The following is a 15,057-nucleotide window of genomic DNA, read 5'->3' as shown; positions in this document are numbered from 1 at the left end:
CTTCGACCGGGGGTTTTCCCTACCTGTCGACCTGCCGGGACGGCTCAGCTCCGGGTCCCGCCACGGGCCTCGGTGCGGGTTTCGGCGCGCCGCGTGCCGGGTGCGCCGTCCGCCGAACGGTCCCGCCACGGCAGCTCCGCCGTGATCCGGGTGGGCCCGCCCTCCGGCGAGTCGATCACGAAGAGCCCGTCCACCGCGCCGAGCCGGTCGGCGAGCCCCGCCATGCCCGTACCGCCGTCGAGCCGCGCGCCGCCGCGCCCGTCGTCCCACACCTGGATGAGCAGCCGCTCGTCCGACCGCCAGACCTCGACGCTCGCGGACCTCGCGCCGCTGTGCTTGCTGATGTTCTGCAGGAGTTCGGAGACCGTGAAGTACGCGATGCCCTCGATGGCCGCCGCCGGGCGCGCGGGCAGGTCGGCGGTGACCTTCACCGGGACCGTGCAGCGCGAGGCGACCGAGGAGAGCGCGGCGTTGAGGCCGCGGTCGGTGAGCACGGCGGGGTGGATGCCGCGGGCCAGGTCGCGCAGCTCCTGGAGGGCCAGCTTCACCTCGCCGTGCGCCTCGTCGACCATCTCGGCCGCGGCGTCGGGGTCCTCCAGGAGCTTCTCCTTGGCGAGGCCGAGCCCCATGGCGAGGGCGACGAGCCGGGCCTGCGCGCCGTCGTGCAGATCGCGTTCGATGCGGCGCAGATCCGCGGCGGCGGTGTCCACGACCACCCCGCGGTCCGACTCCAGTTCGGCGATGCGCCGCTCCAACTCGTCGGAGGGCGACAGGAGTCCCCGCACCAGCGCCCGGTCGACATGGGTGAGGCCGCGGGCGACGAACGGCAGCACCGGCCAGAGCACGACGAGCCCGACCGTCGTCACGGCGAACGACAACACGCCCCAGGGCAGCCGGATGAACGCGTACAGCATGGTGCGCCAGCCCACCGGATCCTTCAGGCTCCACCACACCCGGCCGAGGAACCCCTGCCCGCCGTGGTCCGGCATCGGGCTCGGCTCGTCGACGTGCAGGCCCAGCAGCCTGCGGGCCCGCGCCCGCTCGCACCGGCCGAGGAAACGCGCGCCGAGCAGCCCCACCGCGAGGACCGGCAGGCCGATCACGGTGACCGTCAGGCCGATGCCCACGGACAGCACGAACACGGCGTAGACGAAGCCGACGATCCCCACCGGCAGATTCACCAGGAGGTGGGCGATCTCCTTCCAGGTGCGCCGGTCGTACGCGAAGCGCGCGGGCGGCAACCGGTCGTCGTGCGGGGGCGCGGGCGACAACCGGTCGTCGTCGTGCGAGGGCGAGGTGCGTGCGGTCATATGCGCCAGGGTGCCCGGCCCGGCGCCGCGGCGCCATGAGGGCGACCGGCCTCGTGTCCGGGGGATAACCCCACCTCACCGGCGCGGAAGCGGCGGACCACGGCCCGGCCGGGACACGACGCCGTGCCCTGACCGATGCGTGACGCTCTGCTTAGACCGATGCGTGACGCTCTGCTTACCGAACCTTTAGCAGGCCCTAGACTCCCGTGCGTACAGATCGTCGAACGGTCCGGCCGAGGACGGCCCGGCCGAGGCGGTCAGGTCGAGAACGGCCAGCTCAAGGACTGTCGGGGAGTGAGGGGCTGACGTGCACGTGACGAGCGTCGCGGCAAGCTACTACCAGTCGTACTCCGTCGTCGGACTGCTCGCCGTCGTGGGCGTGCTGTTCGTCGCCGTGGCCTTCGGCGCCGGGCGGCTGCTGCGCCCCGTGGTGCCGACCCCCGAGAAACTCCTGACGTACGAGTGCGGCGTCGACCCGGTCGGCGAGGGCTGGGCCCACACCCAGGTCCGCTACTACGTCTACGCGTTCCTGTACGTCGTCTTCGCCGTCGACTCGATCTTCCTCTTCCCCTGGGCGACGGTCTTCGCCGCGCCCGGCTACGGCGCGACGACGCTCGTGGAGATGTTCATCTTCCTCGGCTTCCTCGCCGTGGGCCTGCTGTACGCATACAAGAAGGGCGTCCTGACGTGGACGTGACCCCGGACACCGCGCACTCCGAAGGACGGGCCGTGCCGCTCCCCGAGCCGAAGCGGCTCGGCGCGCTCGCCCGCCTCGCCCCCGAGCCGATGAAGGTGGTCCTCAACTGGGGCCGCCGGTACTCCCTCTGGGTCTTCAACTTCGGTCTCGCCTGCTGCGCCATCGAGTTCATCGCCGCGTCCATGGCGCGCCACGACTTCATCCGGCTCGGCGTCATCCCGTTCGCGCCAGGACCGCGCCAGGCCGACCTGATGGTCGTCTCCGGCACGGTCACGGACAAGATGGCGCCCGCCGTGAAGCGGCTGTACGAGCAGATGCCCGAGCCGAAGTACGTCATCTCCTTCGGCGCCTGCTCCAACTGCGGCGGCCCGTACTGGGACTCGTACTCGGTGACCAAGGGCGTCGACCAGATCATCCCCGTCGACGTGTACGTCCCCGGCTGCCCGCCCCGCCCCGAAGCGCTGCTCCAGGGCATCCTCAAGCTCCAGGAGAAGATCGCCCGCGAGTCGCTGGGCGAGCGGTACGGGAACGGGGCGCGGCCGTCGACTGCCGTGCTGCGGAGTGGGTTGGTGCAGCCGCCCGCCTCGGCGCCCGCCCCGGTTCCGGGCGCGACGGCCGAGAAGGAGGGGGACCGGTGACCGGCTGGCTGCCGAGCCCCGTCGAGGAGCTCTTCGGCGCGGAGGCGACGGCCGACGAGTCGTACGACGTCCTCACCGTCGACGTCCCGCCCACCGCGTGGCTCACGGCCCTCGACACCGCCCGCACGGCCCTCGCCTGCACCTACTTCGACTGGCTGAGCGCGGTCGACGAGCCGGGCACGGGCTTCCGGATCTGCGCCCACGTCGTGGCGCTCGCTCCGGTACGCCGACTCCTGCTCCGTACGACGGTCGCGCACGAGGCCCCCGTACTGGCCTCCGCCGTCGACGTCTACGCGGGCGCCGCCTGGCACGAGCGCGAGACGCACGAGATGTTCGGCGTGACGTTCGAGGGCCACCCCGGACTGACGCCGCTGCTCCTGCCCGAGAGCTTCGAGGGCCACCCGCTGCGCAAGGACTTCGTGCTGGCGGCCCGCGTCGCGAAGGCGTGGCCCGGCGCGAAGGAGCCGGGGGAGTCGGAGCACGGCGGCCCCAAGCGCCGCCAGATGCTGCCGCCGGGCGTGCCCGACCCGAACGAGTGGGGCCCGCTCAAGGGCCAGCTCCCGGCGGCCCCGGCGCGCCCGGCCCGCCCGGCGCGGGGGGCGGGCCGCGCGGCGGCGTCGGCCTCTGGGCCTGCGTCTGCGTCGGCGCCCGGTGAACGTCCGCCCCGGCGTACCCGTACGGCCGGTCAGGGCTCGGCGAGCCAGGCGGCGGCGAGTCCCGCGGCGGCGGGGGCGGCTGAGGTGGGGCAGCCCGAGGCACCGGCGCGTCCCCCGAGGCGCTCGCGCAGCGTGAGCCAGGGCTCGGCGTCGCAACGGGAGGCGTCGCCGGAGGCGGGGCCGGGGCCAGGGCCGGTGTCGGAACCGAAGACTCCGGTTGCCCCGGAGCCGACGCCGGAGGCCGAGCCGAAGCCGGCGGCACCGCGCAGCTCCGACGCCCCGTGGCACCACGCCCGCCCGGCGTTCGACGAGACCACGGAGGCCGGGGAGGCCGGGGAGGCCGGGGAGGCCACGGAGGCTACCGAGACCACAGAGGCCACGGAAAAGCCGACGGAGCCGGAGCCGGAGTCGGCGCCGCAGCCCGCCACGGACCCCCAGCCGAAACCCGAACACCCCGGCAAGCCGCAGGCCACCCCCACCGAAACCCCCGAAGACGGCGAGGCCCCCCGAGCCACCGGCACCACCCAGAACCCCAACCCCGAAGACGGCGAACGCCAAGGAGGCACCGAGTGAACGACGCCCTCGACGTCGCCCTGCGCCTCGTCATCGTCTTCGCGGTGTTCCTGGTCCTGCCCCTGGTGATCGGCCAGACCGAGCACAAGGTGATGGCCCACATGCAGGGCCGCCTCGGCCCCATGCACGCGGGCGGCTTCCACGGCTGGGCCCAACTCGTCGCCGACGGCGTGAAGTTCGCCCAGAAGGAAGACGTCGTCCCGGCCGCCGCCGACCGCCGCGTCTTCCAACTGGCCCCCGCCGTCGCCCTCCTGCCCTACCTCCTCGTCCTCATCGCCGTCCCGATCGGCCCCGGCGAGGGCGCGGTCGGCGAGGTCGTCGACGCGGGCGTCTTCTTCGTCCTCGCGGTCATGGGCATCGGCGTGCTCGGCTCGCTCATGGCGGGCTGGGCCAGCGCCAACAAGTTCTCCCTCCTCGGCGGCCTCCGCACCGCCGCCCAGCTCCTCGCGTACGAACTCCCGATGCTGCTCGCCGCCGCCTCCGTCGCGATGGCGGCCGGCACGGTCTCGCTGCCCGGCATCCTCGACGCCTTCGCGTGGTGGTGGCTGCCCTGGCAGATCGTCGGCGCCGTGGTCTTCTTCGTCGCCGGGCTCGCCGAACTCCAGCGCCCGCCCTTCGACATGCCGGTCGCCGACTCCGAGATCATCTTCGGCGCGTACACCGAGTACACGGGCCTGCGCTTCGCCCTCTTCCTCCTCGCCGAGTACGCCGGAATCGTCGTCCTGTGCGGTCTGACCACCGTCCTCTTCCTGGGCGGCTGGCACGGCCCGTGGGGCGCCGACGGGCTCGGCTGGGTGTGGACCCTGCTCAAGACCGCCGTCCTGGCCTTCGTCGTCATCTGGCTGCGCGTGTCCTACCCCCGTCTCCGCGAGGACCAGCTCCAGAAACTCGCCTGGACCCTCCTCGTCCCGCTCGCTCTCGCGCAGATCGCGCTCACCGGCATCGTGAAGGTGGCGATCAACTGATGCCCCCGATCCCAGGCAGCGGCCTCGCCAAGGGCCTCGCCGTCACCCTCCGCACGATGACGAAGAAAACCGTCACCGAGCAGTACCCGGAGCACCAGCCCGAACTGCCGCCCCGCACCCGCGGCGTCATCGGCCTCTTCGAGGAGAACTGCACGGTCTGCATGCTGTGCGCCCGCGAGTGCCCCGACTGGTGCATCTACATCGACTCCCACAAGGAGACGGTCCCGCCCGCCGCGCCCGGCGGCCGCGAGCGCAGCCGCAACGTCCTCGACCGCTTCGCCATCGACTTCGCCCTCTGCATGTACTGCGGCATCTGCATCGAGGTCTGCCCCTTCGACGCGCTCTTCTGGTCCCCGGAGTTCGAGTACGCCGAGACCGACATCCACGAACTCACCCACGAGCGCGACAAGCTCCGCGAGTGGATGTGGACCGTCCCGGCCCCGCCCGCCCTGGAACCCGGCGCCGAGGACCCCAAGGAACTCGCCGCCGCCCGCAAGACGGCGGAGAAGCTGGCATCCGCATCCGCATCCGCACCGGCACCGGCACCGGCACCGGCACCCGGGCCTGCCCCCGAGCCGCCGCCGGCCACCGGTTCCGGCAAGGAGGGCGGGGAGTCGTGACCACCGCTGCCGGAACGACCGGCTTTCTGTCCCCGACCGGCGTCGAGATCGCCTTCCTCCTCGTCGGACTCCTCACGCTCGGCGCGGCGGTCATCACGGTCACGACCAAGCAGCTCGTGCACGCCGCTCTGTGGCTGGTCGTGGCGCTCGGCGGACTCGCCGTCGAGTACCTGCTGCTGACCGCCGAGTTCATCGCCTGGGTCCAGGTCCTCATCTACGTCGGCTCCGTCGTCGTCCTCCTCCTCTTCGGACTGATGCTCACCAGGGCGCCCATCGGCCGCTCCCCGGACGCCGACTCGGGCAACCGGCCAGTCGCGTTCGCGGTGGCCCTCGTCGCCGCCGTCGCCCTGGTCTGGGTCGTCGTGGACGCGTTCCGCACCACGGTGATCGACCTGGACGGCGCCGCCCAGGGCTCCACCGACGTGACCGGATCGATCCTCTTCCGGCACTGGGTGCTCCCCTTCGAGGCGCTCTCCGTCCTCCTCCTCGCCGCCCTCGTCGGCGCGATCGCCCTGTCCCGCAAGAACGCCGCGCCCGCATCGGACGCCCGCGCCACGGACCGGGCCAGCAACACCGCCCAGGTCCGGGACAAGAACGCAGCCCAGGACCGGGAGGAGAACCGCTGATGCACCTCCACCTCGCCTATCCCGCCGTCCTCGCCGTCCTCCTCTTCTGCGTCGGCCTGTACGGCGTGCTCGCCCGGCGCAACGCGATCCTGGTCCTGATGTCCGTCGAGCTGATGCTCAACGCCGTCAACCTCAACCTCGTCGCCTTCGACGTCTGGCTCCGCGACTCCCTCCACGCCGGCCAGGCCCTGACCCTCTTCACCATCGCCATCGCCGCCGCCGAGATCGGCATCGGCCTCGCCATCGTCCTGGCCGTCTACCGCAACCGCGGCAGCTCCGCGGTCGACGACCTCCGCGACACCGCCGAGAGCCCGGACGAGCCCGACGACCCCGACGACGATGACGGCGCCACCGCCACCGCCACCGCCCCCTCGGCCACGGCGGCGCAGAAGGCTGAGGCCACCCCGTGACCACGACCACCCTCGCCGTCCTCGTCCCCCTCCTGCCGTTCCTCGGCGCGGCCGCGGGCCTGCTCCTCGGCCGCCGCGTGCCGGGTCTCGTCCGCCCCCTCGCGGTGCTGCCCACGCTGACGGCCCTCGTGCTCGCCGTGCTCGTGGCCGTCCGGCAGGGCGGCGGCACCGGTGGCGGGCAGGCGTCCCTCGACGCCGCCACCGAGCTCACCCCGACCGGCTCGGTCCCCATCGAACTCGCCCTGCACATCGACGGCTTCGCCGCCCTCGTCGCCGTCTTGGTCGGCGTCGTCGCCTCCTGCGTGCAGATCTACTCGACGGGCTACCTCCGCGAGGACCCGCGCTACCCCTCGTACGCCGCGCTCGTCTCCCTCTTCACCTCCGCGATGCTGCTCGTCGTCTACTCCGGCGACCTGATGGTGCTCCTGGTCGGCTGGGAGGTCATGGGCATCTGCTCGTACTTCCTCGTCGGCCACTACTGGGAGACGCCCGAGGCGCGCGCCGCCTCCCTGAAGGCCTTCCTGGTCACCAAGCTCGGCGACGTCCCCTTCCTCATCGGCCTGTTCGCGCTCGCCGGCGACACCGGCTCCTTCCGCATCACGACGATCCTCGCGAAGGTCGCGGACGGCGGCCTCGACCACCCGACGCTGATCGCCCTGCTGCTGCTCGCGGGGGTGGCGGGCAAGTCCGCGCAGTTCCCGCTGCACACCTGGCTGCCCGACGCGATGGCCGGCCCCACGCCCGTCTCCGCGCTGATCCACGCCGCGACGATGGTCGCCGCCGGTGTCTACTTCGTGGCCCGGCTCCTTCCCGTCTTCGCCGCCTCCGCCGCGGCCCTGGTCGTCCTCGCCGTCATGGCCGCCGTCACGATGACCGGCTCGGCCCTCGCCGCGCTCGCCCAGGACGACATCAAGCGCGTCCTCGCGTACTCGACGATCGGTCAGCTCGGCTACCTGACCGGCGCCCTCGCTGTCGGCGACCGCGGCGCCGCCGTCTTCCACCTCCTCTCCCACGGCGCCTTCAAGGCGCTCCTGTTCCTCGCGGCGGGGGTGATCATCCACGCCGTCGGCACCAACTCGCTCGCCGCCATGTCCCGCATGAAGGGCCTGCGCGACCGCGTCCCCGACGCGTTCTGGACGATGACCGTGGCGCTCCTCGCGCTCGCCGCGATCCCACCGTTCAGCGGCTTCTTCTCCAAGGAGGCCGTGCTCGGCGCCGCCGAGCACACGGCCACGGGCCACGCCGAGTCCGCGCCCGCCGCCGCGGGCTGGATCGTCCTCGTCGCCGGTCTGCTCACCGCCCTCCTCACCGCCGCCTACGCGACGCGTCTGTGGCTGCTCGTCTTCAACGGCAGGGGCGCCGACGCCCCCGACCACGGCAGGCAGCCCGTCACGATGACCGCCGTGCTGTGGGTGCTCGCCGTCCCCTCCCTCGCCTTCGGTCTCGCCGTCGGTGTCCTGCCGGACTGGTTCGACGGCCACGCCCTCACCCCGACCCTGACCACCTCCGTCCTGGGCACCGGCCTCGCACTCGTCGGCGCCCTGGTCACCTACGGCGCCTGGCGGCACACCACCGCGCTCGCCGACCGGGTCCCGATGGGCGCGGTCGCCGCGGACACCGGAACCGACGCGGGCCTGGTCGAGGCGGAGGCCATCGCCACCCACACCCCCGCGTACGGAGACGTCGCGTCGGCCCCCGACCCGGCGGACCCGAGCCGGCTGCTGCTCGGCCCGCTGCACCGGCACGCCGCCGTCGGCTTCCACCTCGACGCCGTCTACGCCGCCCTGTTCGTACGCCCCGTCCGGGCCGCCGCCACGCTCGTCCGCTTCCTCGACCGCGAGGTCGTCGACACGTATGTACGCGGCGCGGGCGCGGTTCCCCGCTGGCTCGGCGCGGCCGTCCGCCGCGCGCAGACCGGCAATGTCCAGACCTATCTGAGCGCGCTGCTCGCCGGCACGGTCGTCCTGGCCGTCGCCGCGGTCCTCGTCGCCACCGCCGGAGCGTGAGCAGCCGTGATCGGTATCAGTGAGTCCGTGATGCAGTTTCTTCTGGCGTTGATCGTCGTCGGGCCGCTCATCGGCGCCGTGGCCGCCCTGCTGCCGGCCCCGCCCGGACTGAAGGGGACGTCACCCGACCAGGCCGTGCTGCGCCACGGCGTGGTCGTGACCGGCACGATCCTGCTCGCCGCGATCGTCCTCGCGCTCGGCTTCGACCACGACCAGCCGTCGAAGATGCAGGCCACGACCGATATCAGCTGGATCCCCGCACTCGACGTGCGCATCCACCTCGGCATCGACGGCATCTCGCTCCCCCTTCTGGTCCTGACCGCGCTGCTGACCTTCCTCTGCGCGCTCCACAGCTACTTCAAAATGCCGTCGGGCCCGTCCCCCAAGGCATTCGTGGCACTGATCCTCGTGCTCGAGTCCGGCACCCTCGCGACCTTCGCCGTCCTCGATCTGCTGCTGTTCTTCCTGGCGTTCGAGATGGTGCTCATCCCGATGTACTTCCTCATCGCCCGCTGGGGCGGTGAGCAACGCACCCGGGCCGCCTGGAAGTTCATCCTCTACACGCTGCTCGGATCCGTCGTGATGCTGCTGGGCCTCCTCGTCATCGGGCTCGATTCAGGCACATTCGACATGGTGGCACTCGCCACTGACAACGGCCGGGGCGTGACCACATCCGTGCAGGTCATCGCCGTTCTGGCGATCGGGATCGGGCTCGCGGTCAAGACGCCGATGTGGCCGCTGCACAGCTGGCTGCCGGACGCCCACACCGCCGCGCCGACGGTCGGCTCGGTCCTGCTGGCCGGCGTGATGCTGAAGATGGGTACGTATGGGTTCGTCCGGATCGTCCTGCCCATCGCGCCCGACGGGATGCGGGAGTTCGCGCCGTACCTCGCCGCCTTCGCGGTCGTCGGCATCATCTACGGTTCCCTCGCCTGCCTCGCGCTCGCCAGGCGGGGCGCGAAAGGCGACCTCAAGCGCCTCATCGCGTACTCCTCGGTCGGCCACATGGGCTTCGTGCTCCTCGGCATCTCGACGATGAGCCCGACCGGCGTGAACGGCGCACTGTTCGCCAACATCGCCCACGGCCTCATCACCGGCCTGCTGTTCTTCCTGGTCGGCGGGGTCAAGGACCGCACCGGCACGACCGACCTCGACACCCTCGCGCGGGAATCGGGCGCGGCGCTCTACGGCAGGGCCCCGCGCCTCGGCGGCCTCCTCGCCTTCGCCGCCGTCGCCTCGCTCGGGCTGCCGGGCCTCGCCGGGTTCTGGGGCGAAATGCTCGCGCTGTTCGGCGCGTTCGAGCCCGCCGACGACCTGAGCCGCCCCGCGTTCCTCACCTTCATGGCGTTCGCCGCCTTCGGCACCCTGCTCACCGCCGCGTACATGCTCATCGTCGTACGCCGGGTCTGCATGGGCCCGACGGCGCGTCCGGCGGCCGCCCCCGACCAGCCGGCCCCCGCGGCGCTCTCCGACGAGCCGGCACCCGCGACGCCCCCCGCCGTCCCGGCACCCGCCGACGAAGCCCAGGCGCCCGCCGCCGACGGCCAGGTGTCCACCGCCGACGCCCCCGCGCGCGGGGTGCTCGCCGACGTCCACGGATACGAGTTCGCCGCCTGGACCCCGCTCGTCGCCCTCACCGTCCTCGCCGGACTCTGGCCCGCGGCTCTCCTCGGCCTGACCGACCCGGCCGTGCAGAAGCTCCTCACTGGAGGCAAGTCGTGACCGTGGCCGCCGCAAGCGCCGAGAGCGCGGCAAACCTGGTCCAGTCCGTCGACTGGCTCGCGATCGCGCCGCCGACCATCGCGGCGGTCGTCGCCCTCGTCGTGCTCGTCGCCGACCTCTTCGTGGGAGCCGACAAGAAGGAGCTGCTCGGCTGGGTCTCCGTGGCGGGCCTGGCCGCGGCCGCGCTCAGCCTGCTGCCCCTCCTGGACGACGACCGCTCCACCTTCTGCCTGACCGGCGGCGGCACGCACGCGTGCAGCTACACCGCCGACCGCTTCACCCTCGTCATCCAGCTCCTCGTCCTCGGCGGCGCGCTGCTCGCCGCCCTGCTCTCGATGAGCACCCTCAAGGACTCCGGGGACGAACTGCCCGCGGGGGAGTACTGGTTCCTGCTGCTCTCCTCGGCGGCCGGCGCCGCCCTGCTGCCCGCATCGCGCGACCTCGCGACGCTCGTCGTCGCCCTGGAGGTCGCCTCCCTGCCGGCGTTCGCACTGGTCGGCCTCAAGCGGGGCGACAAGCGCTCCTCCGAAGCGGCCCTGAAGTTCTTCCTGTCCTCGGTCACCGCGACCGCGGTGACCCTCATGGGCGTCAGCTTCGTGTACGCGGCGACCGGCACCCTGCACCTCACGGAGATCGCCACCAAGCTGCAGAGCTCCGAGGTCCTCGACGGACAGCTGCACACCCTCGCTCAGACCGGCGTCGCCCTCACCCTGGTCGGCTTCGCCTTCAAGGTGGCCGCCGTCCCCTTCCACTTCTGGGTGCCCGACACCTATGTGGGCGCACCGCTGCCCGTCGCCGCGTACCTCTCCGTCGTCGGGAAGGCCGTCGGCTTCTCCGGCCTCATCCTCGTCACCGTCGTCGCCTTCCCCTCGTACGCGGACGTCTGGGGCCCGGCGCTCGCCGTCCTCGCCGCGCTCACCATGACCGCGGGCAACGTCGCTGCGCTGCGCCAGGTCACCACGCGCGCGTACAGCGCGGTCCGCCTCCTGGCCTGGTCCTCCGTGGGACAGGCCGGCTACCTCCTGGTGCCGATCGCCGCCGCCGGCTACGCCGACAACGAGGCCGCCGCGGAGGAGGCCGTCGGTGCCACCGTCGCGTACGCCCTGATGTACGCCGCCGTGAACCTCGGAGCGTTCGCCGTCGCAGCCCTCGTCGGTCGCACCCGGCGCCTGAACCGCGTCAGCGACTACCGGGGCCTCTACGCCCGCAGCCCGCTGGCCGCGCTGGTCCTGGGCTTCTTCCTGCTCTGCCTCGCGGGCCTGCCGCCCGGCATCGTCGGCCTCTTCGCGAAGGTCACGGTCTTCTCTGCGGCGGTCGACGCGGGCCTCGGCTGGCTCGCCGTGGTGATGGCCGCGAACGTCGTGATCGCGCTCTACTACTACCTCCAGTGGACCGCGCTCCTGTTCCGCGCCCCCGAGGGCGAGCCGGTCGAGCACCGCGCGCCGGCCCCCCTCACCGCGGCCATCGCCCTGACGGCGGTCCTCGGCGTCGCACTCTCCGGAGCGCCCCAGCTGATCCTGCGCTTCTCGGACACCAGCCTGTTCTGAACCGGCCTGCTCCGAACCGGCCCGTTCTGAACCAGTCCGTTCCGGAGCGGCACCGGACCGCCCTCACCCGCGCGGCCTACATCGCTCGTACGTGCACAAGGGAACTAGTGCTCCCCGCCTGGCGTTGACCAGTACGGGAGGGTCCACTGAACAGTGGAAGCACCAGTCAGCAGAGGGTTCCCCCACGCACCACCAGGAGGGCGTACCGTGCACCGCCGGCACAACGGGTTGAAGACCGCCGTACTCCTCGGGGGACTGTCCGCGCTCATCCTCGTCATCGGCAGTTTCTTCGGGCGTACGGGCCTGATCGTCGCGCTCTTCGTGGCGCTCGGCACCAATGCGTACGCGTACTGGAACAGCGATAAGCTCGCCCTGCGCGCCATGCGGGCCCGCCCGGTGAGCGAATTCGAGGCCCCCGAGCTGTACCGCATGGTCCGCGAGCTCTCCACCCAGGCCCGCCAGCCCATGCCGCGCCTGTACATCTCGCCCACCGAGGCGCCGAACGCCTTCGCGACGGGCCGCAATCCGCGCAACGCCGCGGTGTGCTGCACCGACGGCATCCTGCGCCTCCTCGACGAGCGCGAGCTGCGCGGCGTCATCGGCCACGAGCTGAGCCACGTCTACAACCGCGACATCCTGATCTCCTCGGTCGCGGGTGCCCTGGCCTCCGTGATCATGTTCCTGGTCAACTTCGCCTGGCTGATCCCGGTCGGCAGGTCGAACGACAACGACGGCCCCGGCATCTTCGGGATGCTCCTCATCATGCTGCTCGGCCCGCTCGCGGCCTCCATCATCCAGCTCGCGATCAGCCGCTCCAGGGAGTACGAGGCGGACGCGTCCGGCGCCCAACTCACCGGCGACCCCTTGGCCCTGGCGAGTGCGTTGCGCAAACTCGAAGCGGGTACGAAGCAGTTGCCGCTGCCCCCCGAGCCCCGGCTCGAGACCGCGAGCCACATGATGATCGCTAATCCGTTCCGTCCGGGGCAGGGGATGTCCAAGATGTTCTCCACGCACCCGCCGATGGCGGAGCGCATTGCCCGACTCGAGCAGATGGCAGGTCGCCACCAGTGAAGACAATCCTCAACGTCATATGGCTCGTCCTCTGCGGCTTCTGGATGTTCCTGGCCTACCTCCTGGCGGGCGTGCTGCTGTGCGTCACGATCATCGGCATACCGTTCGGCCTCGCCAGCTTCCGCATCGGCCGCTATGCCCTGTGGCCCTTCGGCTACACGACGGTCGAGCGCCGCGACTCCGGCGCCCCGTCCTGCATCGGCAACGTTCTGTGGCTGGTCCTCGCCGGCTGGTGGCTGGCGATCGGCCACATCGTGACGGGCTTCCTGCTCTGCGTCACGATCATCGGCATCCCCCTGGGCATCGCCAACTTCAAGCTGATCCCGGTCTCCCTGCTGCCGCTCGGCCGCGAGATCGTCCGCACGGACCAGCCGTTCGCCGCGCGCTACTAGTACGGGCGTGAGCCGGGCCTGACGCCCGCTCACCTCCCCTTCGCCGGCTCGCGACCGGGATTGTCAGTGCCGTGGTCCACCATGAACTCATGGCCGAGACCGAGCAGTTGCTGGACCGCGTCGCCGCGGCGGCGCGCACCACCCGTCCCTGGGGCTGGGACTCCCTGCCCGCCCCCGTGGACGCGGGCACCCTGGCCCGGGCCGAGGTCTCCCTGGGCTTCCGCCTGCCGCCCCTGCTCGCCGCGCTCTACACCCGCGTGGGCGACGGCGGGTTCGGGCCGGAGTACGGCCTGTTGCCGCTCCTCGAAGGGAAGTCCTCCGGCGGTGAGCCGGCCGTCGTCGAGGAGTACCACGCGATGCGCGGCTCAGCCTGGGGCTGGCCCGAGGGCGTGGTGCCGATATCCCACTGGGGCTGCGCGATGTACGCGTGCGTGGACTGCCGCACCGAGGAGGCCCAGGTCCTCCTCTTCGAGCCGAACGGCGGCGACCCGAGCCACGCCTGGTTCGTCGACTCCCCGGACCTCACGACGTGGCTCACGGCCTGGCTCGACGGCACGGGGTGGTACGGGGAGGACAACGACGACCCGGACCTTCCGGAGTGGCAGGACGCCCACACGCGCGCGTAACCCTTGTCCGCCCGTCCCCGACGCCCCGTGTGGTCTGCGCCGCACCCTGGCGGTCACCGCAACCGCGCCCCCACGAGGTGACGTCCTTCAGGGCAACAGCGCACCAAGCTCACCGCGCGAGAAGGGCAGGTCACCGCATGGGCATCATCGGCTGGATCGTTCTGGGGCTCCTCGCCGGGGCCGCCGCCAAACTGCTGCTGCCCGGCCGCGACCCGGGCGGCTTCATCGGCACGACGGTCATCGGCATCGCGGGCGCCTTCATCGGCGGCTGGATCTCCGCCCGCTACCTGGACCGCCCGATACCCAACCACTTCTACGACGGCGCCACCTGGGCCGCGGCCATCGGCGGCTCACTCGTCCTCCTGGTGGCCTACCGCATCCTGTTCGGCCACTCGCGCCGCTGAGACGCCGCGGCTCAGGACCGCCGCCGACAGAGAAGGCGGGCACCCCCTGTGGGGTGCCCGCCCTCCGTAGTCGTACGACGGTGAGGACCGGCCGCCGGTGAACCACCGGACTACCGGACCACCGCGCACCGGCTCATCGGCCCATTTGGCTACCGGGCTACCGGTAGTTCACGAACTGCAGCGCGAAGTCGAAGTCCTGCCCCTTGAGCAGCGTCTGCACGGCCTGCAGGTCGTCACGGCTCTTCGAGCTGACCCGCAGCTCCTCGCCCTGGACCTGCGCCTTGACGCCCTTGGGGCCCTCGTCGCGGATGATCTTGGCGACCTTCTTCGCGTTCTCCTGGGAGATGCCCTCCTCGATCGAGGCGAAGATCTTGTACTCCTTGCCGGACAGCTGCGGCTCGCCCGCGTCCAGCACCTTCAGCGAGATGCCGCGCTTGACCAGCTTGGACTGGAAGACGTCGAGGATCGCCTTGACCCGCTCCTCGCCGCTCGCCTCCATCAGGATCTTCTCGCCGGACCACGAGATCGAGGCGCCCGTGCCCTTGAAGTCGTAGCGCTGGGAGATCTCCTTGGCGGCCTGGTTGAGGGCGTTGTCGACCTCCTGCCGCTCGACCTTCGAGACGATGTCGAAACTGGAGTCGGCCATGTCCTGTGGCTCCTTGTATCGGGGTATGCGTACTCAGCGGTTACACGGCCGACTGACGCTGGCCGCATCCGCAAAGCCTAGCCACCGCCTCCGCGCGGGGTGCCGATCAATCGGGTGGCGAAGCACCCCCCGGCATCAGGTATCGTTT

The 15,057-nt window shown here is 71.8% G+C and carries 16 protein-coding genes; 14 read left to right on the top strand and 2 right to left on the bottom strand.

Going from position 1 to position 15,057, the window contains the following annotated elements; translation table 11 throughout:
- Window positions 1-44 precede the first annotated feature (44 nt).
- Window positions 45-1,310: a sensor domain-containing protein gene (locus ACFYO9_RS05500; RefSeq protein WP_358774726.1), complete on the bottom strand. Its 1,266-nt coding sequence runs from the start codon at window positions 1,308-1,310 to the stop codon at window positions 45-47.
- Window positions 1,311-1,617: 307 nt separating this feature from the next.
- Here ACFYO9_RS05500 and ACFYO9_RS05495 point away from each other — a divergent pair, with 307 nt between their 5' ends.
- The 14 genes from ACFYO9_RS05495 (at window position 1,618) to ACFYO9_RS05430 (ending at window position 14,263) form a co-directional block, all read left to right on the top strand.
- Window positions 1,618-2,007, top strand: coding sequence for an NADH-quinone oxidoreductase subunit A (locus tag ACFYO9_RS05495; RefSeq protein ID WP_358712133.1), 390 nt, complete (start codon window positions 1,618-1,620; stop codon window positions 2,005-2,007).
- A complete protein-coding gene (locus ACFYO9_RS05490) occupies window positions 1,998-2,645 on the top strand; it encodes an NADH-quinone oxidoreductase subunit B (protein ID WP_388665962.1) in 648 nt (215 codons plus the stop codon). The genes ACFYO9_RS05495 and ACFYO9_RS05490 overlap by 10 nt, the downstream gene beginning before the upstream one ends.
- On the top strand, window positions 2,642-3,874 hold the full coding sequence (locus ACFYO9_RS05485; protein ID WP_358774728.1) for an NADH-quinone oxidoreductase subunit C: 1,233 nt from the start codon (window positions 2,642-2,644) through the stop codon (window positions 3,872-3,874). The genes ACFYO9_RS05490 and ACFYO9_RS05485 overlap by 4 nt, the downstream gene beginning before the upstream one ends.
- Window positions 3,871-4,839 carry a complex I subunit 1 family protein gene (locus tag ACFYO9_RS05480; protein ID WP_355803917.1) on the top strand — a complete coding sequence of 323 codons (969 nt, stop codon included), beginning with the start codon at window positions 3,871-3,873 and terminating at the stop codon, window positions 4,837-4,839. The genes ACFYO9_RS05485 and ACFYO9_RS05480 overlap by 4 nt, the downstream gene beginning before the upstream one ends.
- Window positions 4,839-5,459 (top strand): NADH-quinone oxidoreductase subunit I, encoded by a 621-nt coding sequence (locus ACFYO9_RS05475; protein ID WP_358774730.1) that lies wholly within the window; start codon window positions 4,839-4,841, stop codon window positions 5,457-5,459. Before ACFYO9_RS05480 ends, ACFYO9_RS05475 begins: the two co-directional genes overlap by 1 nt.
- Window positions 5,456-6,085: an NADH-quinone oxidoreductase subunit J gene (locus tag ACFYO9_RS05470; protein ID WP_355803913.1), complete on the top strand. Its 630-nt coding sequence runs from the start codon at window positions 5,456-5,458 to the stop codon at window positions 6,083-6,085. The genes ACFYO9_RS05475 and ACFYO9_RS05470 overlap by 4 nt, the downstream gene beginning before the upstream one ends.
- Window positions 6,085-6,495, top strand: coding sequence for an NADH-quinone oxidoreductase subunit NuoK (gene nuoK, locus ACFYO9_RS05465; RefSeq protein WP_358774732.1), 411 nt, complete (start codon window positions 6,085-6,087; stop codon window positions 6,493-6,495). The genes ACFYO9_RS05470 and nuoK overlap by 1 nt, the downstream gene beginning before the upstream one ends.
- Window positions 6,492-8,501 carry an NADH-quinone oxidoreductase subunit L gene (locus ACFYO9_RS05460; protein WP_358774734.1) on the top strand — a complete coding sequence of 670 codons (2,010 nt, stop codon included), beginning with the start codon at window positions 6,492-6,494 and terminating at the stop codon, window positions 8,499-8,501. The genes nuoK and ACFYO9_RS05460 overlap by 4 nt, the downstream gene beginning before the upstream one ends.
- A 6-nt stretch (window positions 8,502-8,507) precedes the next feature.
- Entirely contained in the window at window positions 8,508-10,223 is a 1,716-nt protein-coding gene (locus ACFYO9_RS05455; protein ID WP_358774736.1) for an NADH-quinone oxidoreductase subunit M, read from the top strand.
- A gap of 2 nt (window positions 10,224-10,225) precedes the next feature.
- Window positions 10,226-11,770, top strand: a complete 1,545-nt coding sequence (locus tag ACFYO9_RS05450; protein WP_358774783.1) for an NADH-quinone oxidoreductase subunit N — start codon at window positions 10,226-10,228, stop codon at window positions 11,768-11,770.
- Between the two features lie 207 nt (window positions 11,771-11,977).
- Window positions 11,978-12,841 carry a zinc metalloprotease HtpX gene (gene htpX / locus ACFYO9_RS05445; RefSeq protein WP_355803904.1) on the top strand — a complete coding sequence of 288 codons (864 nt, stop codon included), beginning with the start codon at window positions 11,978-11,980 and terminating at the stop codon, window positions 12,839-12,841.
- Window positions 12,838-13,233 carry a YccF domain-containing protein gene (locus ACFYO9_RS05440; protein WP_358712118.1) on the top strand — a complete coding sequence of 132 codons (396 nt, stop codon included), beginning with the start codon at window positions 12,838-12,840 and terminating at the stop codon, window positions 13,231-13,233. The genes htpX and ACFYO9_RS05440 overlap by 4 nt, the downstream gene beginning before the upstream one ends.
- 89 nt (window positions 13,234-13,322) lie before the next feature.
- On the top strand, window positions 13,323-13,859 hold the full coding sequence (locus tag ACFYO9_RS05435) for an SMI1/KNR4 family protein (protein ID WP_355803900.1): 537 nt from the start codon (window positions 13,323-13,325) through the stop codon (window positions 13,857-13,859).
- Between the two features lie 137 nt (window positions 13,860-13,996).
- A complete protein-coding gene (locus tag ACFYO9_RS05430; RefSeq protein ID WP_358774738.1) occupies window positions 13,997-14,263 on the top strand; it encodes a GlsB/YeaQ/YmgE family stress response membrane protein in 267 nt (88 codons plus the stop codon).
- Window positions 14,264-14,420: 157 nt separating this feature from the next.
- Here the strand turns inward: ACFYO9_RS05430 and ACFYO9_RS05425 are convergent, their stop codons facing one another.
- A complete protein-coding gene (locus ACFYO9_RS05425) occupies window positions 14,421-14,909 on the bottom strand; it encodes a YajQ family cyclic di-GMP-binding protein (RefSeq protein ID WP_355803896.1) in 489 nt (162 codons plus the stop codon).
- Between the last annotated feature and the right edge of the window lie 148 nt (window positions 14,910-15,057).

The sequence above is a fragment of the Streptomyces sp. NPDC005863 genome, from assembly GCF_042871345.1.
In the GTDB taxonomy this organism is placed as follows: domain Bacteria; phylum Actinomycetota; class Actinomycetes; order Streptomycetales; family Streptomycetaceae; genus Streptomyces.
Note: the sequence above shows the minus strand (reverse complement) of the source record. Positions and strands in the feature narration are given on the sequence as shown.